Raw genomic sequence first — 389 nt, 5'->3', positions numbered from 1 at the left:
CAGGTATACGACTCGCTCCTCGCAGACTCCGCAACCGGCAAACAGGCCCGCCAACTGCTGGAAACGATGCGGGCCGAAGCCCTGGACTCAGCGGAGTCGCAGGCTCGGTAACCGCAAGCCGGGAGACAGAAGGTTCTCGTCTCGTACCGGTCGACGGCATCGGCCTACTCGTCCGTTACCGGACCGCCGTCGAACGGAGCCGTGCCACCATCGCTGCGGAGGTAGGGGTGCACGTACACCGGATGCCCGTCCGGGTCGACCCGCCAGCCCGCTGCCCGGTCGTACGCGAACTCCGGGCCTGGCCGGTCGAGCACGTCGAAGCCGCCCGGATCCAACTCCTGCGCCGCAACGCTGTGCAGCGGCACCTGGAGCCGCTGCCCCAGCACCAC

Annotated in this window: 1 protein-coding gene; it reads right to left on the bottom strand. The window is 68.9% G+C overall.

The genetic code is table 11. The features are described from left to right. Positions 1 to 164 precede the first annotated feature (164 nt). A partial coding sequence (locus tag I6F36_RS39360) for a hypothetical protein (RefSeq protein WP_225173336.1) occupies positions 165 to 389 on the bottom strand: 225 nt, incomplete at its 5' end.

This window comes from Bradyrhizobium sp. BRP19 (assembly GCF_020194195.1).
In the GTDB taxonomy this organism is placed as follows: Bacteria; Pseudomonadota; Alphaproteobacteria; order Rhizobiales; family Xanthobacteraceae; genus Bradyrhizobium; species Bradyrhizobium yuanmingense.
Note: the sequence above shows the minus strand (reverse complement) of the source record. Positions and strands in the feature narration are given on the sequence as shown.